This is a genomic window from Streptomyces corallincola (genome assembly GCF_019104725.1).
GTDB classification, from domain to species: domain Bacteria; phylum Actinomycetota; class Actinomycetes; order Streptomycetales; family Streptomycetaceae; genus Streptomyces; species Streptomyces corallincola.
Genome location: NZ_JAHRXF010000020.1, coordinates 14103 through 38357, shown reverse-complemented (window position 1 = coordinate 38357; position 24255 = coordinate 14103). Strand labels below are relative to the sequence as shown.

Annotated in this window: 17 protein-coding genes, 1 tRNA gene and 1 pseudogene; 14 read left to right on the top strand and 5 right to left on the bottom strand. The window is 73.1% G+C overall.

Annotated features, from left to right (window positions below; genetic code table 11):
* Positions 1 to 86 precede the first annotated feature (86 nt).
* The 5 genes from alc to KUM39_RS15085 all read left to right on the top strand — a co-directional run bounded on the left by alc (position 87) and on the right by KUM39_RS15085 (position 4967).
* Positions 87 to 1217 (top strand): allantoicase, encoded by a 1131-nt coding sequence (alc, locus tag KUM39_RS15105; protein ID WP_217786142.1) that lies wholly within the window; start codon positions 87 to 89, stop codon positions 1215 to 1217.
* Between the two features lie 156 nt (positions 1218 to 1373).
* Positions 1374 to 2189 (top strand): AIM24 family protein, encoded by an 816-nt coding sequence (locus tag KUM39_RS15100; protein ID WP_217786141.1) that lies wholly within the window; start codon positions 1374 to 1376, stop codon positions 2187 to 2189.
* 167 nt (positions 2190 to 2356) lie between these two features.
* Positions 2357 to 2983, top strand: a complete 627-nt coding sequence (locus KUM39_RS15095; RefSeq protein WP_217786140.1) for a dihydrofolate reductase family protein — start codon at positions 2357 to 2359, stop codon at positions 2981 to 2983.
* A 147-nt stretch (positions 2984 to 3130) separates the two neighbouring features.
* A complete protein-coding gene (locus KUM39_RS15090) occupies positions 3131 to 3535 on the top strand; it encodes a guanyl-specific ribonuclease (protein ID WP_217786139.1) in 405 nt (134 codons plus the stop codon).
* 241 nt (positions 3536 to 3776) lie between these two features.
* A complete protein-coding gene (locus KUM39_RS15085) occupies positions 3777 to 4967 on the top strand; it encodes a cytochrome P450 family protein (protein WP_217786138.1) in 1191 nt (396 codons plus the stop codon).
* Positions 4968 to 5109: 142 nt separating this feature from the next.
* Here the strand turns inward: KUM39_RS15085 and KUM39_RS15080 are convergent, their stop codons facing one another.
* A complete protein-coding gene (locus KUM39_RS15080; protein WP_217786137.1) occupies positions 5110 to 6126 on the bottom strand; it encodes a Gfo/Idh/MocA family protein in 1017 nt (338 codons plus the stop codon).
* Between the two features lie 129 nt (positions 6127 to 6255).
* On the opposite strand from KUM39_RS15080, the gene KUM39_RS15075 reads away from it, so the two are divergent.
* From KUM39_RS15075 to KUM39_RS15035, 9 genes are all read left to right on the top strand, one after another.
* Positions 6256 to 6993: a GntR family transcriptional regulator gene (locus tag KUM39_RS15075; protein ID WP_217786195.1), complete on the top strand. Its 738-nt coding sequence runs from the start codon at positions 6256 to 6258 to the stop codon at positions 6991 to 6993.
* 318 nt (positions 6994 to 7311) lie between these two features.
* Complete coding sequence (locus KUM39_RS15070; RefSeq protein ID WP_217786136.1) at positions 7312 to 8313, top strand: sugar ABC transporter substrate-binding protein; 1002 nt, start codon at positions 7312 to 7314, stop codon at positions 8311 to 8313.
* On the top strand, positions 8310 to 9350 hold the full coding sequence (locus KUM39_RS15065; protein ID WP_217786135.1) for an ABC transporter permease: 1041 nt from the start codon (positions 8310 to 8312) through the stop codon (positions 9348 to 9350). The genes KUM39_RS15070 and KUM39_RS15065 overlap by 4 nt, the downstream gene beginning before the upstream one ends.
* A complete protein-coding gene (locus KUM39_RS15060; protein WP_246620164.1) occupies positions 9347 to 10246 on the top strand; it encodes an ATP-binding cassette domain-containing protein in 900 nt (299 codons plus the stop codon). Before KUM39_RS15065 ends, KUM39_RS15060 begins: the two co-directional genes overlap by 4 nt.
* A gap of 149 nt (positions 10247 to 10395) precedes the next feature.
* Positions 10396 to 11541 (top strand): ROK family glucokinase, encoded by a 1146-nt coding sequence (locus tag KUM39_RS15055; protein ID WP_217786134.1) that lies wholly within the window; start codon positions 10396 to 10398, stop codon positions 11539 to 11541.
* Positions 11538 to 12137, top strand: coding sequence for a sugar kinase (locus KUM39_RS15050; RefSeq protein ID WP_217786133.1), 600 nt, complete (start codon positions 11538 to 11540; stop codon positions 12135 to 12137). Before KUM39_RS15055 ends, KUM39_RS15050 begins: the two co-directional genes overlap by 4 nt.
* A 160-nt stretch (positions 12138 to 12297) precedes the next feature.
* Positions 12298 to 15174 (top strand): SCO1167/SCO6262 family helicase, encoded by a 2877-nt coding sequence (locus KUM39_RS15045; protein WP_217786132.1) that lies wholly within the window; start codon positions 12298 to 12300, stop codon positions 15172 to 15174.
* A complete protein-coding gene (locus tag KUM39_RS15040; protein ID WP_217786131.1) occupies positions 15171 to 17228 on the top strand; it encodes an SWIM zinc finger family protein in 2058 nt (685 codons plus the stop codon). Before KUM39_RS15045 ends, KUM39_RS15040 begins: the two co-directional genes overlap by 4 nt.
* Before the next feature lie 52 nt (positions 17229 to 17280).
* A tRNA-Sec gene (locus KUM39_RS15035) sits at positions 17281 to 17373 on the top strand.
* A 46-nt stretch (positions 17374 to 17419) separates the two neighbouring features.
* Here KUM39_RS15035 and nrfD read toward each other — a convergent pair.
* The 4 genes and pseudogenes from nrfD to KUM39_RS15010 form a co-directional block, all read right to left on the bottom strand.
* Positions 17420 to 18535, bottom strand: a complete 1116-nt coding sequence (gene nrfD, locus KUM39_RS15030) for an NrfD/PsrC family molybdoenzyme membrane anchor subunit (RefSeq protein WP_217786130.1) — start codon at positions 18533 to 18535, stop codon at positions 17420 to 17422.
* Entirely contained in the window at positions 18532 to 19554 is a 1023-nt protein-coding gene (locus KUM39_RS15025) for a 4Fe-4S dicluster domain-containing protein (protein ID WP_308288138.1), read from the bottom strand. The genes nrfD and KUM39_RS15025 overlap by 4 nt, the downstream gene beginning before the upstream one ends.
* Before the next feature lie 77 nt (positions 19555 to 19631).
* Positions 19632 to 22856 (bottom strand): annotated as a pseudogene (gene fdh / locus KUM39_RS15020) (formate dehydrogenase); the annotation flags it as partial.
* Positions 22857 to 22944: 88 nt separating this feature from the next.
* Positions 22945 to 24138, bottom strand: a complete 1194-nt coding sequence (locus KUM39_RS15010) for a cysteine desulfurase family protein (protein ID WP_217786128.1) — start codon at positions 24136 to 24138, stop codon at positions 22945 to 22947.
* Positions 24139 to 24255 lie beyond the last annotated feature (117 nt).

Genomic DNA, 24255 nt, shown 5'->3' with positions numbered 1-24255 from the left:
GCCGGTCCGGGGCGCCAACTCCCTTACTCCATACCACACTTCCACCTCCCGTCTCGTATCCCGAACCCGAGAGGAACCCGATCACCGTGACGGCGCAGCACGAGCCGAGCCCGGCCCGATTCACCGGCGACGCGCAGCCCTACGCGGGCGGCGACCCGTACGCGGACCATCGCACCGCCGATTTCCCCTTCACCCGGTACCCCGACCTCGCGGACCGGGGGCTCGGCGGGGCCGTCGTCGCCGCCAATGACGAGTTCTTCGCGCAGCGCGAGAACCTGTTGCTGCCCGGACGCGCCGAGTTCGACCCCGAGCACTTCGGCCACAAGGGCAAGATCATGGACGGCTGGGAGACCCGCCGCAGGCGTGGCGTCTCCGCCGAGCACCCGTGGCCCGCCGAGGACGATCACGACTGGGCGCTGATCCGGCTCGGCGCGCCCGGTGTGGTCCGGGGGATCGTCGTGGACACCGCGCACTTCCGGGGCAACCACCCGCAGGCCGTCTCCGTGGAGGCCGCCTCCGTGCCCGGCACCCCCTCGCCCGCCGAACTCCTCGGCGACGGCGTGACATGGACGACGCTCGTGCCGCGTACCCCGGTCGGCGGCCACGCGGCCAACGGGTTCGTGGTCACCGCCGAGCAGCGCTTCACGCACCTGCGGCTCAACCAGCATCCGGACGGCGGGATCGCCCGGCTGCGGGTGCACGGCGAGATCGTGCCGGACCCCGCCTGGCTCGCGGTGCTCGGCACCTTCGACGTCGTGGCGCTGGAGCACGGCGGCCGGGTCGAGGACGCCTCGGACCTCTTCTACTCCCCGGCCGCCAACACCATCCGGCCCGGCCGCTCCCGCTCGATGGCCGACGGCTGGGAGACCCGGCGCCGCCGCGACCGGGGGAACGACTGGATCAGCTACCGGCTGGCCGCGCAGGCGCTCGTCCGCGCGGTCGAGATCGACACGGCCCACCTCAAGGGCAACAGCGCCGGGTGGGCCGCCCTCTCGGTCCGGGACGGCGCGGACGGCCCCTGGACCGAAGTCCTCCCGCGCACCCGGCTCCAGCCCGACACCGACCACCGTTTCGTGCTCCCGGAACCGGTCGTCGGCACCCATGCGCGCCTCGACATCTACCCGGACGGCGGTGTCTCCCGCCTCCGCCTCATCGGCACGCCCACGGAGGCGGGCGCGGCGGAACTGTCCCGGCGGTACCGGGAACTGGGCGGCTGAGGGGGAGCGGCACCCCGATGGGGCCCCCTCCCGACGCCGTGCGACGCCTCCCGACGCCGTGCGACCCCTTCCGTGCCGCGTCCGCTCGTGGCGAACGCGGCACGGAATCCGGCCGTGTCCGGAACTGTGAGGCGGCCGTCGAGCGTTCTCCCCGGTGTGACCCTTCAGCAAGAGATCGTCGGCAACGCCATGCAGATGGCGGTCGTCAACCTGACCGCCGGTCAGACCGTCTACTGCGAGGCGGGAAAGTTCCTGTTCAAGACGGCCAACGTGTCGATGGAGACCCGGTTGTCCGGGCCGTCCGGCAGCGGTGGCCGACAGCAGGACGGCTCGGGCGGCGGCATGGGCGGCATGCTCCGCCAGGCGATGGGCACCGCCATGCAGGTCGGCCAGCGCATGCTGGCGGGCGAGTCCCTCGCGTTCCAGTACTTCACCGCGCAGGGCGGTGAGGGCACGGTCGGCTTCGCCGGGGTGCTGCCCGGCGAGATGCGCGCGCTCGAACTGGACGGCAGACGCGCCTGGTTCGCGGAGAAGGACGCCTTCGTGGCCGCCGAGTCCAGCGTGGACTTCGGCATCGCGTTCGCGGGCGCCCGCACTGGCATGAGCGGCGGTGAGGGCTTCGTCCTGGAGAAGTTCACCGGGTACGGCACGGTGATCATCGCGGGCGCGGGCAACTTCATCGACCTAAACCCGGCGGACTTCGGCGGCCGGATCGAGGTGGACACCGGCTGCGTGGTCGCCTTCGAGGAGGGCATCCAGTACGGCGTGCAGCGCGTCGGCGGTCTCAACCGGCAGGGGCTGATGAACGCGGTCTTCGGCGGCGAGGGCCTGTCCCTGGCCACCCTGGAGGGCAATGGCCGGGTCATCCTCCAGTCCCTCACCATCGAGGGCCTGGCCAACGCGCTGAAGAAGGCGCAGGGCGGCGACAAGCAGGGGCCGACCGGAGGACTCTTCTCCACCCACACGGGCTGACCGGCGAGCGTCCTCGGCCGGGCCGGTGGCTTCCGCCTCCGTCCGACCGGTGGCTTCCGCTTCCGTCCGACCGGTGGCGTCCGCTTCCGTCCGACCGATGAGTTGCGCGTCCGGGCGGGGTCTGAGCTGATGACCGAGGACCCCGCACCCGGAAGAAGGCACCCCTCATGGGCAAGCTCGTCTCCACCCTCTTCGTCTCCCTCGACGGCGTGTATCAGGCGCCCGGCGGCCCCGAGGAGGACCCGCGCGGCGGGTTCACCCAGGGCGGCTGGACGTTTCCGTTCGGGGACGAGGACTTCGGCGGCTTCATCACCGGGCTGTTCGGCCGCGCCTCCGGCTTCCTCCTCGGCCGCCGCACCTACGACATCTTCGCCGGGTACTGGCCGAAGGTGACCGACCCGGCCAACCCGGTCGCCGCCCCGCTCAACAGCCTCCCGAAGTACGTCGTCTCCAGCACCCTGCGCTCCGCCGACTGGTCCGGCACCACGGTGCTCGGCGGCGACGTCGGCAAGGAGGTCGCCGCGCTCAAGGAACGCACCGACGGCGAACTCCAGATCCACGGCAGCGGCGCCCTGGTCCGCACCCTGATCGAACTGCGGCTGCTCGACACCCTGCATCTGCTGACGTTCCCCGTGGTCCTCGGCTCCGGCTTCCGCCTCTTCCCCGAGGGCACCACCCCGACGCGCTTCCGGCACACGGCCGGTCTGGTCAGCTCCACCGGGGTCTCCCTCCAGAGCTACGACCTCGCGGGCGAACCGGAGTTCGGCTCCTTCGGACCCCCCGAGGACCAGTGACCCGGTGCTCCGCAACCCCCCGGCCGTGCGGGGGATGTGGGGACGCGGTGAGGGAGGTCGAGCTCCCGCGAAGCAATCGGGCGCGACGGGCGAAGGTTCGGCGTTGACGTTGACATGCCAACGTCTACGCGCATCATCATGATGCCCATGAGGATCCCCCCACGCGCACACCGCATCGTCACCGCCGCGGCCCTCGTCTCGGCCCTCTTCGCCGGTGGCACCGTCACCGCCGTCTCGGCGCAGGCGGCCACCGACTCGGCCGCCTCCGTCGGCAGCATCTGTTACGGCCAGCTGCCCGCGCAGGCGCACGACACCCTGGACCTGATCGACCAGGGCGGCCCGTTCCCCTACGACCAGGACGGCGTCGTCTTCGAGAACCGCGAAGGCGTGCTGCCCTCGCAGTCGAACGGCTACTACCACGAGTACACCGTCATCACGCCGGGGTCCTCGACCCGCGGCGCCCGCCGGATCGTCACCGGTGAGGAGTCCCAGGAGGACTACTACACCGGCGACCACTACGAGACGTTCGATCTGATCGACTTCGGCTGCTGACCGGCCGACCGCGTCCCTGACGCCGGGCGCACCTCGCACCCGGCGTCGCGTCCGGCGACCGGCCCCACCCGGCCGCCGTACCGTGCCGACCCCGCCCCGCGACCACCCCCCACAGCACCACGGGTCGCGGGGCGGGGTGTTTTCTCCGCATTCCGGGCACCTGACGGCCTCTCCGGTCGTTGATCGGGCAGCGAGGCGCCAGGCGCGGCCTCGGGGGAGTCCGGAAGGAAGACGGAGGACGATGGACAGGCAAGCGGTGATCGACCTGGAGGAGTTCGGGGACGCGTTCCGCCTCGACCCCCACCCCGTGTACGCGCGACTGCGCGAACAGGGGCCCGTGCACCGGGTCCGGCTGCCCGGCTCGCTCCCGGAGTACTGGACCTGGCTCGTCGTCGGGTACGACGAGGCGCGCGCCGCGCTGGCCGATCCCCGGCTCGCCAAGGACGGCACCCGGATCGGCTTGACCTTCCCCGACGAGGAGATGATCGGCAAGTCCCTCCTCGGCACCGACCCGCCCCAGCACACCCGGCTGCGCGGCCTGGTGGCCCGCGGGTTCACGATGCGCCGCGTCGAACTGCTGCGGCCCCGCGTCCAGCGCATCACCGACGACCTGCTGGACGCGATGATCCCGCGCGGCAGCGCCGACCTCATCGAGTCCCTCGCCTATCCGCTGCCCATCACCGTCATCTGTGAACTCCTCGGCGTGCCCGACCTGGACCGCGCCGAGTTCCGCGCGCTCTCCACCGAGGTCGTCGCCCCCACCGGCGAGGAGACGGCGTACGCGGCGACCACCCGGCTCGGGGAGTATCTGACCGAACTGATCGAGGACAAGCGCGCCTCAGGCCCCTCCGGCGACCTGCTGAGCGACCTGATCCGCACCACCGCCGAGGACGGCGACCGCCTCTCCGCCGCCGAACTGCGCGGCATGGCCTTCCTGCTGCTCGTCGCCGGTCACGAGACCACCGTCAACCTCATCGGCAACGGTGTCCTCGCCCTCCTCACCCACCCCGGCCAGCTCGCCGACCTGCGCGCCGACATGGGCCTCCTCGACAACGCCGTCGAGGAGATGCTGCGCTACGAGGGCCCGGTGGAGAGCGGCACCTTCCGGTACGCGGCGGAGCCGATGGAGATCGCCGGTACCCTCATCGCGCCCGGTGAGCCGGTGGTCGTCGGACTCAGCGCCGCCCAGCGCGACGACACCCGCTACCCCGACCCGCACCGCTTCGACATCCGGCGCGACACGCGGGGCCACCTCGCCTTCGGGCACGGCATCCACTTCTGCCTGGGCGCACCCCTGGCCCGCCTTGAGGGCCGCATCGCCCTCCGCGGCCTGCTCGACCGCGCCCCCGGCCTCGCCCTCGACGGCCCGGCCGAGGACTGGCTGCCGGGCATGCTGATGCGGGGAGTGCGCAGACTGCCGGTGCGGTGGTGAGGACGCGCTCCGCTCCGGGGTGGTGGTCGGGGCGCTCGGCTTCGGGGGATGGTGACGGCGCTCAGGAGGGTGCCGCTGCCGTGGTCTCCGGGACGGCCGGGGTTCCGGGGACGGCCGGGGTTCCGGGGGCGGCGCACCGGGGCTACTGTCCCCGCCCTCTCCCCGCGATCTCCGCGAGGTGCACCGCGCGGCGCTCCCGGCGTGAGATCTCGCAGGCCTCCGCGATCCGGAGGGCCTGGAGCGCTTCGTGGCCGTCGCACGGGTTGGCGCGTTCGCCCCGGACCACCTCGACGAACGCGAACAGCTCCGCCTCGTACGCGGGACCGAAGCGTTCCAGGAAGCCGGTCCACGGCTTGTTCGCGGGCGGGGGGCCGGTCGGCTCGGTGGAGGCGAGCGGTGTGCGGTCGTCCAGGCCCACGACGACCGTGTCCCGCTCGCCCGCCAGCTCCATGCGCACGTCGTAGCCCGCGCCGTTGGTCCGGGCCGCCGTCGCCGTGGCGAGGGTGCCGTCGTCCAGGGTGAGCAGGGCCGCCCCGGTGGCGACGTCCCCCGCCTCGCGGAACATCGCGGTGCCGCCGTCCGAACCGGCCGCGTACACGTCCACCACCTCGCGCCCGGTCACCCAGCGCACCGCGTCCAGGTCGTGGACCAGCGTGTCCCGGAACAGCCCGCCCGACAGCGGCAGCCAGGAAGCGGGCGGCGGTGACTGGTCGGCGGTCAGCGCCCGTACGGCGTGCAGGCGGCCGAGCCGCCCCGAGCGCACCGCCTCCCGCGCACCCTCGTACCCCGCGTCGAACCGCCGCTGGAACCCCATCTGGAGGACCGTCCCGGCGGCCTCCACCTCGGCGAGCGCCTGTAACGTGCCGGTCAGGTCCAGGGCGATGGGCTTCTCGCAGAAGACCGGCAGCCCGGACCGCGCGGCCCGGCCGATCAGTTCCGCGTGCGCCGCCGTCGCCGTGGTGATCACCACCGCGTCCACGCCCCAGCGGAAGATCTCGTCCTCGCCCGGCGCGGCCGTCTCGCCCAGCCGGTTGGCCAGCTCCTGGGCCCGTGCCGGATCGCGGTCCGTGAGGATCAGTGACCCCACCTCACGGTGACGGCTCAATGTGTTCGCGTGAATGGTGCCGATGCGGCCCGTCCCGATGACCCCGATGCGCATGGAACACAGTGTGGTGCGTCGCACAACCTTGTCAATGCAAATGTCCGGACAACCGGACGGCACAACTTCCCGTCAACCGGTCACGCGGCTACGCTCGGGCCCGTGCCGAAACCAGACGTGGACCCGTCCGTGCCGCTCGAACTCCGGGTGGACCGCAGCTCGCCGGTGCCGCTGTACTTCCAGCTCTCCCAGCAGCTCGAAGCCGCCATCGAGCACGGCACCCTCACACCCGGCAGCCTGCTCGGCAACGAGATCGAACTCGCCGCCCGGCTCGGTCTGTCCCGGCCCACCGTCCGCCAGGCCATCCAGTCCCTGGTGGACAAGGGGCTGCTGGTGCGCCGCCGGGGCGTCGGCACCCAGGTCGTGCACAGCCAGGTCAAGCGCCCCCTGGAGCTCAGCAGCCTCTACGACGACCTGGAGGCGGCCGGGCAGCGCCCCGCGACCAAGGTGCTGGTCAACACGGTGGTGTCCGCCGGTGCCGAGGTCGCCGCCGCGCTCGCCGTTCCCGAGGGCAGCGACGTGCACCGTGTCGAACGGCTCCGGCTCGCGCACGGCGAACCGATGGCCTACCTCGTCAACCACCTGCCGCCGGGCCTGCTGGACCTGGACACCGGCCAGTTGGAGGCGACCGGGCTATACCGGATGATGCGCTCCGCCGGGATCACCCTGCACAGCGCCCGCCAGTCCATCGGCGCGCGCGGCGCCACCGCCGCCGAGGCCGACCGGCTCACCGAGCCCGAGGGCGCCCCGCTGCTCACGATGCGCCGCACGACGTACGACGACACCGGGCGCGCGGTCGAGTACGGCGACCACACGTACCGTCCGGCCCGCTACTCGTTCGAGTTCCAGCTGCTGGTACGCCCCTGAGGGTGCCGGGCGCGCGGGGCGGCAACTCCCCTGCCGTGTCCGCCAGTTGACCGGTCCCGGTGCCTCCTGTGCCACGTACCGCTTCGTCCGCATGTCCTGACAAGCCGCTGACCTGGGCATCCCCGCCCGTGTCAGGGGTGTTCCCCGTGTTCGATACTGAAGTGTTCGGGGCAGGTGAGGACGCCGTCGGCACACGCCGGTGACGGACCACCCGCCCCTCTCGCACGTCGGAGCACCGGCGGCCCGGCGCGGCAGCGCGCCGGACGGCAGACCTCAGCGCAGAGCACGGCGCAGGACACGCAAGAAGGGCACGGCCTCGTGGCACGGTTTCGGACCTGGGTAGGCATCGCGGTGGCGGGGGCGCTCGGCCTCTCGCTGGCCGGTTGCAGCAGCACCGGCGGCAAACGGGCCGAGGACGCCCGCAACGCCGCCGCCCAGGGCAGGGCGGCGGTGAACACGCCCCGCTGGACCTTCGCGATGATCACGCACTCCGGGGACGGCGACACCTTCTGGGACATCGTCCAGAGCGGAGCCAAGCAGGCCGCCGTGAAGGACAACGTCAACTTCCTCTACTCCCACGACGACGAGGCCCAGCAGCAGGCCCAGCTCGTGGACGCGGCGGTGGACAAGAAGGTGGACGGCATCATCGTCACCCTCGCCAAGCCCGCCGCGCTGAAGGCGTCGGTGGCCCGCGCCGAGAAGGCCGGGATTCCGGTGATCACGGTCAACTCCGGCTCCGCCGAGTCCAAGGCGTTCGGCGCGCTCGCCCACATCGGCCAGGACGAGACCGTCGCCGGTGAGGCGGTCGGGGACGAGCTGAACAAGCGGGGCCGCAAGAAGGTTCTCTGCGTCCTGCACGAGCAGGGCAACGTCGGCCACGAGCAGCGCTGCGACGGCGTCGCCAAGACCTTCGGGGGCACCGTGCGGAAGCTGTACGTCAACGGCACCAACATGCCCGACGTGCAGTCCGCCGTGGAGGCCAAGCTCCAGGCCGACAAGTCCATCGACGCCGTGGTCACCCTCGGCGCGCCGTACGCCGACACCGCCGTCAAGGCGAAGCAGGACGCGGGCAGCAAGGCCGAGATCGACACCTTCGACCTGAACGCCAAGGTCGCCGCCGAGCTGAAGGACGGCACCCTCGGTTTCGCCGTCGATCAGCAGCCGTACCTCCAGGGCTACGAGGCCGTGGACCTGCTGTGGCTCTACAAGTACAACGCCGACGTCCTCGGCGGCGGCCGTCCGGTGCTGACCGGGCCCCAGATCGTCACCAAGGACCAGGCGGGCGCCCTCGCCGCGTACACCCAGCGGGGCACCCGGTGAGCGCGGCCCTGGACACCGTCCCCGAAGAAAGGATTCCGCAGGGCTCGCCGCTGCGGAAGCTGCTGGCCCGCCCCGAACTGGGCTCGGTCGTCGGCGCCCTCGCGGTGCTGGTCTTCTTCGCCTGCACCGCCGACGGCTTCCTGCGCGCGAGCAGCCTCGGCACTGTGCTGTACGCCTCCTCGACCATCGGGATCATGGCCGTCCCCGTGGCCCTGCTGATGATCGGCGGCGAGTTCGACCTCTCCGCGGGTGTCATGGTCACCTCGTCGGCGCTGATCTCCTCGATGTTCAGCTACCAGATGACCGCGAACACCTGGGTCGGCGCCGGGGTCTCGCTGCTGGTCACGCTGGCGGTCGGCGCGTTCAACGGGTTCGTGCTGACCCGGACGAAACTGCCCAGCTTCATCGTCACGCTCGGCACGTTCCTCATGCTGACCGGGCTGAACCTCGGCCTGACCAAGCTGATCGACGGCACGGTCTCCACCAAGTCCATCGCGGACATGCAGGGCTTCCCGAGCGCCCGCGCCGTGTTCGCGTCCACGCTGACCGTCGGCGGGGTGGACCTCAAGGTGACCGTGCTGTGGTGGCTCGGCCTGGTCGTGCTGGCCTCCTGGATTCTGCTGCGCACCCGTGCCGGGAACTGGATCTTCGCGGTCGGCGGCGACCGGGAAGCGGCCCGCGCGGTCGGCGTCCCGGTCAACCGGACCAGGATTGGCCTCTACATGGGCGTCGCGTTCGGCGCCTGGATCTCCGGCCAGCACCTGCTGTTCTCCTTCGACGCCGTCCAGTCCGGTGAGGGCGTCGGCAACGAGCTGATCTACATCATCGCGGCCGTCATCGGCGGCTGCCTGATCACCGGCGGCTACGGCAGCGCGGTCGGCTCGGCGGTCGGCGCCCTGCTGTTCGGCATGACCAGCAAGGGCATCGTCTTCGCCGAGTGGAACCCCGACTGGTTCAAGTTCTTCCTGGGAGCCATGCTGCTCCTCGCCACCCTGCTCAACCACTGGGTGCGCAAGCGCGCGGAGGCCGCGAAATGACGGAATCGAAGCAGGCGGCGACCGGCAGCGGGCGTGCGACGGCGTCCGGGCCGAGCGCTCCGGCGGGCACCCCGGCGGAGACTCCGGCGGGCAGCGCGGGCGGTGCCTCCGGTGCCGGGGAGCGTGTCCCGCTGGTCGAACTGACCGGTGTCGCCAAGCGCTACGGCACCGTCCGCGCCCTGGAGGGTGTCGGTCTGGAGGTGCACGCCGGGGAGATCACCTGCGTGCTCGGGGACAACGGCGCGGGCAAGTCCACCCTGATCAAGATCATCGCCGGGCTGCACCAGCACGACGCGGGCACCCTGCGCATCGACGGCGAGGAGACCCGCCTCGGCTCGCCGCGCGAGGCGCTGGACCTGGGCATCGCCACGGTCCACCAGAACCTCGCCGTGGTGCCGCTGATGCCGGTGTGGCGGAACTTCTTCCTCGGTTCCGAGCCCCGCAAGGGCAGCGGCCCCTTCAAGCGCCTCGACACCGAGCACATGCGGCGCACCACCCGCGCCGAACTGCTCCGCATGGGCATCGACCTGCGCGACGTGGACCAGCCCATCGGCACGCTGTCCGGCGGCGAGCGCCAGTGCGTCGCCATCGCCCGTGCCGTGTACTTCGGCGCCAAGGTGCTCGTCCTGGACGAACCCACCGCCGCACTGGGGGTCAAGCAGTCCGGTGTGGTCCTCAAATATGTGGCCGCCGCACGTGACCAGGGCCTCGGTGTCGTGCTCATCACCCACAACCCGCACCACGCCCACCTCGTGGGCGACCGCTTCGTCCTGCTGCGGCGCGGCACGATGGTGGGCCATCACACACGGGACGGGATCACCCTGGACGAACTGACCCGGCAGATGGCCGGAGGCGCCGACCTCGACGCCCTCGTCCACGAACTCGGCCGCGACTGACGGCCGTACGGGTACGGCGGGCGCACTCGGCGTACCGGGCACACCCGTCACACGGGGACGCGCGGGCGGGGCGGGGGCGCGGTGAGGGGCGGTCCTCCGCCCCCGCCCCTCACCACGCCCGTAACCGGGGTGAGGCAGAATCGACGCCGATGAGCACCTACCGCGACCTCACCGCCCCCATCGGCTCCCGCCGGGCCCCGGTCCTGCGCACCGTCGGCACCCGCGAGCGCCGGTCCCACCTGACCGCACCCCGCGTGCCGACCGTCGGCATCGACATCGGCGGCACCAAGGTGATGGCGGGCGTGGTGGACGCGGACGGCAACATCCTGGAGAAGCTCCGCACGGAGACCCCGGACAAGTCCAAGAGCCCCAAGGTGGTCGAGGACACCATCGTCGAGCTGGTCCTGGACCTGTCCGACCGGCACGACGTGCACGCCGTCGGCATCGGCGCGGCCGGGTGGGTGGACGCCGACCGCAACCGCGTCCTGTTCGCCCCGCACCTGTCCTGGCGCAACGAACCGCTGCGCGACCGCCTCGCCGGGCGCCTGTCGGTGCCGGTCCTGGTGGACAACGACGCCAACACCGCCGCCTGGGCCGAGTGGCGCTTCGGCGCCGGACGCGACGAGGACCACCTCGTGATGATCACCCTCGGCACCGGCATCGGCGGCGCGATCCTGGAGGACGGCCAGGTCAAGCGCGGCAAGTTCGGCGTGGCCGGTGAGTTCGGGCACATGCAGGTCGTCCCCGGCGGACACCGCTGCCCGTGCGGCAACCGGGGCTGCTGGGAGCAGTACAGCTCCGGCAACGCGCTGGTCCGCGAGGCGAAGGAGCTGGCGGCCGCGGACTCCCCGGTGGCGTACGGGATCATCGAGCACGTCAAGGGCAGCATCGAGGACATCTCCGGTCCGATGATCACCGAGCTGGCCCGCGAGGGCGACGCGATGTGCGTCGAACTCCTCCAGGACATCGGCCAGTGGCTGGGGGTCGGCATCGCCAACCTCGCCGCCGCCCTCGACCCGTCCTGCTTCGTCATCGGCGGCGGGGTCTCGGCCGCCGACGACCTGCTGATCGGCCCCGCCCGCGACGCCTTCAAGCGCCACCTCACCGGACGCGGCTACCGCCCCGAGGCCCGGATCACCCGCGCCCAGCTCGGCCCCGAGGCGGGCATGGTCGGCGCCGCCGACCTCGCCCGGCTGGTCGCCCGCCGGTTCCGGCGCGCCAAGCGGCGCCGGGTGGAGCGCCACGAACGCTACGAGCGGTACGCCCAGGCACGCCGGGGGCAGGACACCGCATGACCGCCCCGCTGCCCCACCAGTCACCGCCCCCCGGTGAACCCTCGGGCCGCCCGCCGGAGAACCCGCGCCGCAAGGCGAAGCGCCGGGCGCTGACCCTCATCATCATCGTGCTGCTCATCGGTATCCCGGCCGGTTATCTGATCATCTCCGCGAACCAGAGCCGCGACAGCGGCAAGGACAAGGAGAAGAAGTACTCCGCGACCGGCCTCACCGAGGGCTGGCCGTCCAAGGTGCAGCGCCGCCTCTACCAGATCGCCGTGCCGCACCCCGCCGACCGGGTCGCGTACTACGAGACCAACAACTGGAAGACCAGCCGCCTCTACACACAGTTCCGCACCAACGACGCGGGCCTGGAGAGCTTCCTCGGCACCCTCGGCAGGCGCTCCGCCGACCTGAAGCCCGCCGACCCCGACAAGGGCGGCCTGCCCATCACCGAACGCGACCGCAGGATCGCCGGCTGGGAGTTCACCGGCCAGGGCCCCTGGTCCGGCCTCACCCGCACCCGCAAGAACCCCGCCCCCACCCAGGACATCGTGGTCAACACCTCCGACCCCAAGTTCCCGATGGTGTACGTGGTCTCGCGGACGGTGCCGTAGGGCTTCCGGCGGAGCCGCCGCGACTCCGGCGCCCGTGCCCGCGGGTCCGTGCCCCGGCCCCCGCGTCCGGCGTGGTGCGCCCGCCGGAGCCGGTTGTCAGACCCCGCCCTTAAAGTCGGAGACGAACGACACGACCGGAGGGCGGGAGGTGACCACGCGTATGAGCACGGACACGACAGTCGTCCACGCGGCCGGACCGGCCGGGGACGCGACGGCCGCCGACACCGTCCCGCTCCGGCTCGCGTGCGTCTTCCTGCCCGCCCCCCTCCCGCGCGACGGCCGCCTGGCCTTCTGGGACCCCGAGGGCACCCCGCCGCCGGACCCCGCCCCCGGCGCCACCCCGGACGACTCCGTGCGCCACGAGGAGCTGACCGTCGTACGGCGCCGGGGCGCGGCCGTACGCCGTCACCGGGTGCCCGCGCTGACCCTGCCCGTCGCCGACGCCCTGCCCCTGCTGGTCCGCGCCCGGCGCGACCCGGCCGCCCACCCGGCCACCGCCTGCTGGGGCGCCGCCGCCCTGCACGCGCTGCGCCTGGCCGCACGGGGCCGTCTGCTGCCCGGTCTCACCCCGAGCGGGCACGACGCCTGGCGCGCCGGGCCACTGGAACCCGACGACATCGCCCACCTGCGCGCCATCGCCGCCGCCCTGCCGCCCGAGGGGCACGCCGTCCCGCTGCCCGGCCCCGGACCGCTGCTGCTGCCCGAGCCCGAGGCGCTGGTCCGCGCCTTCCTGGACGCCGTCGCGGACACCCTGCCCCGCACCCCGGCCGCCCCGCACACCTCCGGCGGGCCCTTCGCCGCCCGCACCGCGCAGGCCCTGCCCGGCGCGCGGGACTGGGCCGCCGAGGTCGCCGCCGGAATGGACGCGGGCGTCCGGATCTCGCTCCGCCTCGACCTCGCCGCCGATCAGGTCTTCGACACCGGCGACACGGACGCCCGCCGGGCCGGAGCCGCCGTCGTCCAGGTGCACAGCCTCGCCGACCCCACCCTGGTGGCCGACGCGGCGGCCCTGTGGGCCGGGGACGCCGACACCGCGTTCGGCCCGCGCGCCCGCGTGGACGCCGCCCTCGCGGTCCGGCGCGCCGCCCGTGTGTGGCCGCCGCTGGAACGCCTGGCCGAACTCGACGTGCCCGACGTCCTCGCGCTCTCCGAGGAGGAGGCCGGTGACCTGCTCGGCGCGGCGGCGTCCCGGCTGGCCGCGTCCGGGGTCGCCGTGCACTGGCCGCGCGACCTCGCCCGCGACCTCACCGCCGTCGCCGTGGTCCGCTCCGCGCCCGGCTCGGCCACCGACGGCACGGGGTTCTTCGAGAGCGAGGACCTGCTCCGCTTCCGCTGGGAGCTGGCGCTCGGCGGCGACCCGCTCACCGAGGCCGAGATGGACACCCTGGCGGAGGCGCACCGGCCCGTCGTACGGCTCCGGGACCGCTGGGTGCTGGTCGATCCGGCGCTCGTCCGCAAGGCCCGCAAACGCGAACTCGGCCTGCTCGACCCGGTGGACGCGCTGTCCGTCGCGCTGACCGGCACCGCCGAGGTGGACGGCGAGACCGTCGAGGCCGTCCCCGCCGGTGCCCTCGCCGCCCTCCGCGACCGCCTCACCGCCGGGCTCGCCCCCGCCGAACCCCCGCCCGGCCTCGCCGCCACCCTCCGCGACTACCAACTGCGCGGGCTGGCCTGGCTCGACCTGATGACCTCCCTCGGCCTCGGCGGCTGCCTCGCCGACGACATGGGCCTCGGCAAGACGATCACCCTCATCGCCCTCCACCTGCGACGCGACCGCCCCGAGCCGACCCTCGTCGTCTGCCCCGCCTCCCTGCTCGGCAACTGGCAGCGCGAGATCAACCGCTTCGCGCCCGGTGTCCCCGTCCGCCGCTTCCACGGCCCCGACCGCACCCTGGACGGCCTCACCGGCGGCTTCGTCCTCACCACCTACGGCACCATGCGCTCCGCCGCCGCACAGCTCGCGGAACAGCCCTGGAGCATGGTCGTCGCCGACGAGGCACAGCACGTCAAGAACCCGTACTCCGCGACCGCCAAGGCGCTGCGCACCCTGCCCGCGCCCGCCCGCGTCGCCCTCACCGGCACCCCCGTCGAGAACAACCTCTCCGAGCTGTGGGCGCTGCTCGACTGGACCACGCCCGGACTGCTCGGCCCGCTGACCTCCTTCCGCGCCCGGCACGCCCGCGCCGCCGAGAACGGGGAGGACGCCGAGGCCGTCGAACGCCTCGCCCGGCTGGTCCGGCCGTTCCTGCTGCGCCGCCGCAAGTCCGATCCCGGCATCGTCCCCGAACTCCCGCCCAAGACCGAGACCGACCACCCGGTGCCGCTTACCCGCGAACAGGCCGCGCTGTACGAGGCGGTGGTGCGCGAGTCCATGCTCGCCATCGAGGACGCGCGGGGCATCGCCCGCCGGGGACTCGTCCTCAAACTCCTCGGCGCCCTCAAACAGGTCTGCGACCACCCCGCGCTCTACCTCAAGGAGACCGCCGCCCCCGCCGACCGGCTCGCCGCCCGCTCCGGCAAACTCGCCCTGCTGGACGAGCTGTTGGACACCGTGCTGGCCGAGGACGGCTCGGTCCTCGTCTTCACCCAGTACGTGGGCATGGCCCGCCTGATCACCGCCCACCTGACCGCCCGCGCGGTCCCCGTCGATCTCCTGCACGGCGGCACCCCGATCCCCGAGCGGGAGCACATGGTGGACCGCTTCCAGGACGGCCGGGTCCCGGTCCTCGTCCTCTCCCTCAAGGCCGCCGGGACCGGCCTCAACCTCACCCGCGCCGGGCACGTCGTCCACTTCGACCGCTGGTGGAACCCGGCCGTCGAGGAACAGGCCACCGACCGCGCCTACCGCATCGGCCAGACCCAGCCCGTCCAGGTCCACCGCCTGGTCACCGAGGGCACCGTCGAGGACCGTGTCGCGGAGATGCTCGCCGCCAAACGCGCCCTCGCGGACGCGATCCTCGGCCACGGAGAGGCGGCACTGACCGAACTCACCGACCGCGAACTGTCCGACCTCGTCTCGCTCCGGAGGACACCGTGAGTACCGAGGACACCGGAACGCCCCGGCCCGCGGACGCGGCTCGCCGCGCCCTGCGCGCGGCCCGTGAGCGGAACGCCGCCGATGCTGCCGATACGGGCGGGCCCGAGGCGGCGGAGGCCGGTCTCGACGCACCTGACGCACCCGAAGCACCCGAAGCACCGGGGGAGACGGGCGCCGCAGTCGGCGCGGAGCCGTGGTCGGGGTCGGCGGCGGGCGAGCCGAAGCGCACCGGTCGTGCCGGACTCGCCGCCGGTGAGGCACACGGGGAGACCACCGAGCCGTCACCCCTCGACGACCATTCACCCCCCGAAGACCACTCACCCTCCGCTGCCCAGGAATCCACTGCCGAGGAACCCGCCGCCCCCACCCCCCGCCCCGCGGACGTCGCCCGGCAGGCGCTGCGGGCGGCTCGCCAGGAGGCGCGGCGGGCCGAGGAACAGGCGGAGCGGGTGGCCGCCACGCGCCGAGCGGCCCGCGCGACAGGGCACCCGGTGCCCAGGGCCCTGCCGGACCACTCCGCATCCGAGGAGGCACCGCCCGGTACGCGTCCCGTGACGCCGACGCGGGCCGAAACCGTGCGTGAGGTGCGGCAGTTCCTCAAGGACGCCTTCCGCATGCCGACGTGGACCGACGAGGAGCCGGACCCGCCCGAGAACCGGGACCTCGACGACGGACCGCCCCCACCCGCCCCGTCCGCCCCACCGGCCCCGTCCGCCCCACCGCCCCCGTCCGCCCCACCGGAGCCGCCCGGGCCGCTCCCCGCCCACGCACCCCAACTGCCCGCCACGATGGGCACCCCGCACCGGGACGGTGAACTCCGCCGTACCTTCCCGGCGTTCGGCCCGCGCCCGGCGACGCCCGACGCGGCGGTGTTCGCGCGGACGTGGTGGGGCAACGCGTGGACCGAGGCGCTGGAGGGCGGCGCGCTGGACGCCAAGCGGCTGGTGCGCGGCCGGAGTTACGCGGACCAGGGCCAGGTGGACGCGATCACCGTGACACCGGGTTCGGTGCTGGCGTACGTACGCGGGAGCCGGCCGCGCCCGTACCGGACGCAGGTGCGGCTGCGCACGCTGGAGGACGCGGAGTGGGAACGGTTCCTGGACGCGGCGGCCGACCGCGAGGGGGACATCGCGGCGCTGCTGGACAAGGAGTTGCCCCCGTCCCTCGCCGACCGGGGCGTGGCGCTGCTGCCCGGCCCCGGTGACCTGTCCCCCCGTTGCAGTTGCCCCGACTCCGGGCACCCCTGCAAGCACGCGGCGGCCCTCTGCTACCAGACGGCACGCCTGCTGGACGCCGACCCCTTCGTGCTGCTCCTGCTGCGCGGCCGGGGCGAGCGCGAGCTGCTGGACGCGCTGTCCCGCCGCAGTGCGGCCCGCGCGGCCCGCGCCGCCCGCGAGGGAGCGCCCCGCACCCTGCCGGGCGTACGCGCGGCCGAGGCGTTCACGCAGCGTCAACTCCCGCCGCTGCCCAGGCCGTTGCCCGCCCCGAAGCACCCGGAGCAGCCGCCGGTGTACCCGGCGTCCCCCGGCGGCCCCGACCCGTTCGCGCTGGACCAGCTCGCCACGGACGCCGCCGCCCGCGCCCACGCGCTGCTGACGACCGGCCGGGACCCGGTCGGCGGGATGACGCTGTGGCAGGACGCGGTCCGGCTGGCCGCCGCCCGCCCCGGCTCCGGGCTGACCGCCGCGACCCGCTCCCTCTACGCCACGCTCGCCGCCGCCACCGGCCGTACCACGGGCGACCTGGCCCGTGCGGTCGCCGCCTGGCGTCAGGGCGGCCCGGAGGGCCTGGCCGTCCTGGAGGACCCCTGGGACCCCCCGGCCGGACGTTTCGACCGCGCCCGCCCCCTTCTCCTCGCCGCCGCCTGGCCCGCCTTCCGCCCCTGGCGCAACCGCCTCACCCACCCCGACGGCCACCTCCAGCTCCGCCTGGGCCGGGACAACCTCTGGTACGCCTACGAAGCCGACCCCGCCCAGGAGACCTGGTGGCCCCAGGGCGCCCCCACCCCGGACCCGGCGGCGGCGCTGGAACCACTCACCGGCGTGGCCCGTTGACGGGCCGGTCCGGTCGGCGTTCCAATGGGCGGGTGAGCCGTGGTCGGCGCGGGGAGACGTAAGGGAGCCTGGTGGCCCTCCCGGTCTTCAAAACCGAGGTGTCCGAGCAACTCGGGCAGGCGGGTTCGATTCCCGTCCGTCTCCGCCGACCGGATCACCACTCTCCGGGCAACGCAGGGCAGCACCCCCGGCTACTCCTGCGAGGCCTCCGCCGCCCGCTCGGCCTCCTCGCGCTTGCGCGCGTCCAGCCGTTCCCGCTGCGGCTTCACGACGTACGCCGGGTCCTTGGTGGAGTGGACACCCGCCTCGAAGACGCCGAAGCGCTGGAACACACTGCCCGCCATCAGCGCGAGGCCGCCGACGGCCGCCGCGACACGGCTGCGGCGGGCCAGGGTGAGGGCGGTGAGGGCGCCGCCCAGGGTGAGGTACTCGGACGCCTTGCGCAGATGATGGGGGTGGCCGGTGGTGTAGGCGGTGGTGACGAAGCCGGGACGCCGGTCGATCATGCGGGACGCGACGATCTCGACGGCCGCGCCGATCGCGGCGAGCCGCCGGGCCGGGCCCGCCTCCTCCAGCGGGGCGCACACCATGCCGAGTCCGGCCGCGCTGGCCGCCGCCGAGCCGGTGAAGACGAAGGGGAGTTCGCGGTGCGCGTCGTTCCACGCGGGCACCGCCGTCTGCGCGAGCAGCACCGCCGTGTACGAGGCGACGCCGGGCGCGAACACGGCCGCCGACATGCCCGCCGGGCGGGCCGCGAATCGGAGCAGCCTGCCGGGCAGGGTGCCGCGCAGCGAGGCGGGCAGCAGCTCGGCGGTGGCCGCGAGCATGCTGCCGGGGCTGTAGGCGATCAGAATCCAGGTGCCCACCGACATCGGTGAACTCGGCTTCGCCACCCGCATCATGTGGTGGAACCGGAACGGCCGCCCCAGGTCGGCCACCAGCAGGTACATGCTCGCAGCCAGCGCGGCGGCCCCGCCCACCCGCCCGGTGCGGGCCAGCCCCGGACGCCCGGTGAGGTCCGCGCCGACCGACAGCATCGTGGACGCGGCGGACAGCCCGCCGGTGAACAGGTACGCGGGGATCTTCCACTCCCACACCGGCGGCTTCAGCACCGGCCGCCCGTAGTACGACTGGAACTCCGCCCTCGGCACCATCGATTCCTCGCGGCTGCCGTCGTCGCCGCGATTGCGCCCGTACTTCCTGCGCCGGTGCTTCCCGCCGTTGTGCGACGGGTTGCCCGCGGGACCGCCCCCCGCGCCGTCACCGGGTGCCGTGCGCCCCTCGTCCGTCGTGCCGTCCCCGCTCATCGCCGCCGCCTCCCGCCGAGGAACACCGCCGCCGAGGCGGCCACCATCATCGCCGCCGCCGTGCCCGCGTGCTGCCACATCGACTTGATGTCGCGCGCCGGGACCACGGGGTCCGGCGGGAAGCCGTACACCTCGGGGTCGTCCAGCAGCAGGAAGAACGCGCCGTCGCCGCCGACCCCGTCCTCGGGATCGCGGCCGTAGAGCTGTGCCTCGCTCACGCCGATCGCGTGCAGGTCCGCGAGCCGCCGGTCGGCGCGTTCGCGCAGCTCGTCCAGCGGGCCGAACTGGATGGAGTCCGTGGGGCACGCCTTGGCGCACGCGGGCTCCATGTCGGCACGCAGCCGGTCGTAGCACATCGTGCACTTCCAGGCGCGCCCGTCGTCCGGACGCCGGTCGATCACGCCGTACGGGCAGCCGGAGACGCAGTACCCGCAGCCGTTGCAGATGTCCTGCTGGACGACGACCGTGCCGAACTCGGTGCGGAACAGCGCACCCGTCGGGCAGACGTCCAGGCACCCGGCGTGCGTGCAGTGCTTGCACACGTCGGAGGACATCAGCCAGCGGAACTGGGTGCGGTTCTCCACCCCCGACCCGGCGCCGGGCAGGTCGAACGAGGGGAAGCCCAGGTCCACCGGGGCGGTGCCGAGGTTGGCGCCGCCCCGCTCGGTGGCCTCCAGCGCCTCCGCGACGACCTCGGTGGTGGTCTCCGTACTGGACGGCCCGACGGGGAGGTCCGTGAGCCCCGCGTCCTGGTGGCCGAGCGGGCGCTGCTGCTCGATGAAGGCGACGTGCCGCCACGAACTGGCGCCCAGCGAGCCGGTGTTGTCGTACGACATGCCCAGCAGCTCGATGCCGTCCTCGGGTACGGCGTTCCACTCCTTGCAGGCCACCTCGCACGCCTTGCAGCCGATGCACACCGAGGTGTCGGTGAAGAACCCCATCCGGGGCGGATGGTCCTCGTGCCCCGCCTCACCGGCGGGGTCGGCGAGCGGCCCGTGGAAGCTGTTCTCGCGTGTCACGACGCCTCCTCGGGCGGGTCGTCGTCCGGTTCGTCCGGTTCGATGTGGGCGCGCTCCAGATGGCCGCCCGCCGTGGCGATCCGGGTACCGGTCTCCACGGTGATCCCGGCCCGCTGCCGGTACTCCTCCACGTACGCCAGCAGGGCGGGGCCGCGCGGGCGCTGTCCGGGCTGGACGTCGCAGGTCAGCACCTTGCTCTCCTGGATGAACACATTGCCGTCACCGACCACGCCGATCAGGTCGTTGACCACGTCACCCGTGGTGAGCCCGGCCGAACCCCAGTGGTACGGCATCCACACCTGGTGCACGACCCGGCCGTCGATGCGCAGGGGGGCCATCCGGTCGGTGACCATGACCCGCGCGTCCACCGCCGTACGGCTGGTGATGACGTGCGCCCAGCCCAGATGGGTCAGGCCGCGCTCCCGTGCCAGCTCGGGGGAGACCTCCACGAACAGCGCCGGTTGCAGCTCCGCCAGGTACGGGAGCTGGCGGCTCATGGCGCCCGCCGTGTGGTGCTCGGTGAGCCGGGCGGCCGTGAACACGAACGGGAACACGTCGCTGTTGGCCTCGGGCGGCGCCGGGTTGGACGGGTTGTCGGGCCGCCCGTACACCTTGCGCACCGGGCTGCCCTGCTGGCCGTAGAGCAGATTGCGCATCGGCGACTCGTGCGGCTCGTAGTGCGTGGGCATCGGCCCGTCCGCGAGACCGGCGGGCGCGTACAGCCACGCCTTGCCGTCGGCCATCATGATGAACGCGTCGCTGCCGCTGAGCGCGGTCGGACCGCTGGAGCCCTCCGGGGCCCGGTAGTGGGGCGGCTTCTTCAGCTCGAAGTCGGGCGTGTCGTTGCCCGTCCACTGGCCGGACTCCTCGTCCCACCAGACGAGCTTCTTCCGCTCGCTCCACGGCCGTCCCTCGGGGTCGGCGGAGGCCCGGTTGTAGAGGATGCGGCGGTTCAGCGGCCAGGTCCAGCCCCACTCGGCGTCGTAGGGACCGGAGTCGAAGCGGGAGACGCGGCGGCGGGCCTGGTTGGTCTCGTTCGCGTACACCCCGCTGTAGATCCAGCAGCCGCAGGCGGTGGAGCCGTCGGCCTTCAGCTCCGGGTAGCCGTTCACCGTGCGGCCGGTGGTCAGGTCGATGCCGTTGATGTGGCGCAGTACGTCCGCCGGGGACGGCTCGTCGCCCTCCACCTCGTAGTCCCAGGCCAGATCCAGGACCGGGCGGTCCCGCTCGTCGGTCGAACCTGCCAGCCGCTCCTTGATCCGCACCGCGAGCTGGTGGAAGAACCACAGCTCGGAGCGCCGGTCGCCGATCGGCTCCACGGCCTGGTCGCGCCACTGGAGCATCCGCTGGGTCTGGGTGAACGTGCCCGCCTTCTCCACGTGCGAGGACGCCGGGAAGAAGAACACCTCGGTACGGCACTTCTCCGGGACGATCTCGCCCGTCTCGATCTCCGGCGAGTCCTTCCACACCGTGGCGCTCTCGATCATCGACAGGTCACGGACGACCAGCCAGTCCAGGTTGGCCATGCCGAGCCGCTGGAGACGGCCGTGCGCCGAGCCGACCGCCGGGTTCTGACCCAGCAGGAAGAACCCGTGCACCTTGCCCGCGAGCATGTCCATCGCCGTGCGGTAGGTGTTGTGGTCGCCGTTGATGCGCGGCATGTAGTCGAAGCAGAAGTCGTTCTCCGCGGTGGCCGCGTCGCCCCAGTACTCCTTGAGCAGCGACACCATGTAGGCGTCGGAGTTGCCCCAGAAGCCCTTCTGCTCGGGGCCGCGCACACCGTCCAGATAGTCGGACAGCGTCTCGTGCCGGGTGTCGGGCATCGGCAGATAGCCCGGCAGCAGGTTGAACAGGGTCGGGATGTCCGTGGAGCCCTGGATGCTGGCGTGCCCGCGCAGCGCGAAGATCCCGGAACCCGGCCGCCCGATGTTGCCGGTGAGCAACTGCACGATCGACCCGGCGCGGATGTACTGCGCGCCCACCGAGTGCTGCGTCCAGCCCACGCTGTAGACCAGCGAAGTGGTGCGCTCCCGGCCGGAGTTGGCCGTCCAGGCGTCGCACACCTGGAGGAACGTCTCCTCGGGCACCCCGCAGATCCGCGCCACCATCTCCGGTGTGTACCGGGAGAAGTGCCGCTTGAGCACCTGGAAGACACAGCGCGGGTGCTGGAGCGTCGGGTCGGACTCGATACCGCCGTCCGCCGTCTCCACGAACGGCCCGCGCGCCCCATGCTGATAGGGGTCGGAGCGCTCCTTGGCGTCGTGGCCGGGGTGCGGTTCGGAGTTCACGTTGGCGTACGACCAGCTCGTGGCGTCGTACGACGCGGTGTGCGGGTCGTAGCCGCTGAACAGGCCGTCGAGGTCCTCGGTGTCCTGGAACGACTCGCTCACCAGATACGGCGCGTTGGTGTACGCCGCGACGTACTCACGGAAGTCCAGGTCGTTGCTGAGGATGTGGTTGACCACACCGCCGAGGAACGCGATGTCCGTGCCCGCGCGGATCGGGACGTGCTGGTCGGCGTGGGCGCTGGTGCGGGTAAACCGGGGGTCGATGTGGATGACCTTGGCGCCGCGCAGCTTCGCCTCGATGATCCACTGGAACCCGACCGGATGGGCCTCCGCCATGTTGGAGCCCATGATGATGATGCAGTCGGTGTTGACGAGGTCCTGAAGGTAGTCCGTGGCACCGCCGCGGCCGAGCGAGGCTCCCAGACCGGGAACCGTGGCGGAGTGTCAAATACGGGCCTGGTTCTCGATCTGGATGGCACCGAGCGCGGTGAACAACTTCTTGATGAGGTAGTTCTCCTCGTTGTCCAGCGCGGCACCGCCGAGGCTCGCCATGCCGAGCGTGCGGCGCAGCTTCCGGCCCTCGTCGTCGGTGTCCTGCCAGCCCTTGCGGCGGGCGTCCAGCATCCGGTCCACCACCATGTCCACGGCGGTGTCCAAGTCCAGCGGCTCCCAGTCGGTGCCGTAGGGACGCCGGTAGAGCACATGGGTCTCGCGCTGCGGGCCGGTGACCAGTTGCTTGCTCGCCGAACCCTTGGGGCACAGCCGCCCGCGCGAGATGGGGGAGTCGGGGTTGCCCTCGATCTGGATGACCTGCTCGTCCTTGACGAACACCCGCTGCGCGCAGCCCACCGCGCAGTACGGGCAGACCGAGTGCACCATGCGGTCGGCGGTCTCGGTCTTCGACTCCAGGGTCCGCGAACGCTTCGACTGGGCGGCCCGGCCCCGGCCGAGCGGGTCCTCGCCGGTGAGCTGCCGGTACACCGGCCAGGCGTCCAGCCACGTCTTCACGCCCATGCGCCCGCTCCCTCGTCCAGAGCCGTCGTTCATCCTGACGCTACCGGCTGGCGGTGTGACCGCAAGTCCGCGTCTCGCTTCTCCGCCCCTACCTCCGCGCCCCGGCGTACGCTCGGGGCGCCAGGGCCCGTACCGCGCCGGTCAGCAGGGTGACCGCCCGGTCCACGTCCGCCTCCGACGTCCAGCGGCCCAGCGACAGCCGTACGGCGCCCAGCGCCCGCGCGTCGTCCAGGCCCATCGCGCGCAGCACCGGCGACGGCTCGGCCTCCCCGCTGTGGCACGCCGAGCCGGTGGACGCGGCGAGCTGGGGCACCTCCGCCAGCAGCTCGTGACCGAGCACGCCCTCGACGCTCACGTTCAGGGTGTTCGGCAGCCGGTGGTCGCAGCCGTTCAGCCGGACCCGGCCGGGCAGCGCCCGCGTCAGCCCCCGGTGCAGCCGGTCGCGCAGCTCCCCGACACGACCCGGCCCGCCGTCCGCCAGCTCGGCCGCGGCCAGCCCGGCGGCCGTGCCCAGGGCCACCGCGAGCGCCACGTTCTCCGTCCCGGCCCGCAGCCCGCCCTCCTGCCCGCCGCCGTACAGCAGCGGCTCCAGCCGGACCCCGGCCCGCACCCGCAGCGCGGCGACGCCCTTCGGGGCGTACATCTTGTGCCCGACCACCGTCATCAGGTCCGCGCCGAGCGTCCGCGCGTCCAGCGGGACCTTGCCCGCCGCCTGCGCCGCGTCGCAGTGGAACAGCGCGCCGTGCCGGTGCGCGAGCCGGGCCAGCTCCGCGACCGGCTGGAGCGTGCCGGTCTCGTTGTTCGCCGCCATCACCGACACCACGGCCGTACGGCCGTCCAGCGCGGCGGCGAGCACGGCCGGGTCCAGCACGCCCCGCTCGTCCACCGGCAGCACCGTGACGTCCGCGCCGTGCAGGCGGCGCAGCGCCGCGCAGGTCTGGAGCACGGCCGGGTGCTCGGTGGCCTGGGTGACGATCCGGTTCCGGCCCGCGCCCGCCGCGAGCAGCGCGCCGCGCAGCGCCAGCGCGTTCGCCTCCGACCCCGACCCGGTGAGGACGATCTCCTCCGGTGCCGCCCCGATCAGCGCGGCCACCTGCCGCCGGGCGCGCGCCAGGGCCGCGCGGGGCGCCGCGCCGTACGCGTGCGTGCTGGACGGGTTGCCGAAGCCGCCCGCCAGGAAGGGGAGCAGCGCGTCCACCACCCGCGGATCGACCGGGGTGGTGGCGTTGTGGTCCAGATACACCGGACCGTCCTTCGGGATGGGGCTCACCGGGTCGTTCATGGGGTCATCGCATTCGTTCGGGTGGGGAAGGCGGGTCACGGAGCCCGCCGTGGCGGCACGGCCACAGTAGCCAGAGTGTCCCGTTCGCGGGTTTTGAACATTTTCGACGCATGTGTC